Annotated in this window: 1 protein-coding gene; it reads right to left on the minus strand. The window is 64.4% G+C overall.

The window, feature by feature from the left end; translation table 11 throughout:
* Positions 1-40: 40 nt before the first annotated feature.
* Positions 41-877 carry an IS5 family transposase gene (locus J5X75_RS43785; protein ID WP_208473643.1) on the minus strand — a complete coding sequence of 279 codons (837 nt, stop codon included), beginning with the start codon at positions 875-877 and terminating at the stop codon, positions 41-43.
* Positions 878-1,050 lie beyond the last annotated feature (173 nt).

A 1,050-nucleotide genomic window follows, 5' to 3' on the forward strand; every position in this document is an offset into this window, starting at 1 on the left:
AGAGGACGTCTGATTCACGTAGTTTGTGAGTTATGAGGGTTTAGTCGTCTCGCCAGGTTGGGGTGGTTTCGGCGGTGAGGCGTTTGGCGAGGTTGTCGATCATCGCCAGGGTGATCATGCTGGCCGAGTTGTCGGGGCGGGCTTCGTAGTCGCGGACGAGGCGGCGGTGGTGCATGAGCCAGCCGAGTGTGCGCTCGACGACCCATCGCCGTTTGAGCACGCTGAACCCTTGGGCCTGCGGGTCTTTGGTGACGACCTCGACGTCGATGCCGAGCGTGGCACCATGCTCGACGGTCTTGACCTTGAATCCGGCATCGACCCACGTCTTGGTGATGGTGGGGTATTTCGTGGCGGTTCGGTCGAGTAGGTCCATGCCGATCGCGTTGTCGCTGATGCTGGCCGCGGTGACGATCACTGTCAGCAGCAGGCCGAGGGTGTCGGTGATGATCCCGCGCTTGCGGCCGACGATCTTCTTGCCGGCGTCGATGCCCTGGGTGGCGGCCGGGACATTGGTGGATGTCTTGACGGTCTGGGTGTCCATGATGGAGGCGGTGGGTTCGACCGGTCGGCCGTGATGGTCGCGGACCAGGCCGGTGAGCTGGTAGTTCAGCTCGGTGAAGACTCCTTCGGAGCTCCAGGCCGCGAAGTAGCTGTAGACGGTGCGATAGGGCGGGTAGTCGTGGGGCAGGTAGCGCCAGGGGATCCCGGTGCGGTTGAGATACAAGATCGCGTCGAAGATGTCGCGGAGATCGTGAGTGGGTCGGCGGCCGCCGACGCCGGCGTCGGCGCGGGCTTGGCGCCACGCAGCCAGTCGGGGCTCGATCAGTGCCCAGCGGGCGTCGGAGAGGTCGGAGGGGTAGCTGCGGCGTTCGGTCATGCCTCCGGCGTACGCTGGCACAACGGGGCCTGGTGGACGTGGTGTCCGTCGATTTCGTGATGAAAGTGAATCAGACACGATCGAGGGGCGATAAGCGCTCATAGTCGGGCAGGTGCGGGTGGCGGCGTCTCCGGCATTTCACCTGGATCGGACAGCGCCAGCTATCACCGTCA

The sequence above is a fragment of the Actinoplanes flavus genome (assembly GCF_017592555.1).
Lineage (GTDB): Bacteria > Actinomycetota > Actinomycetes > Mycobacteriales > Micromonosporaceae > Actinoplanes > Actinoplanes flavus.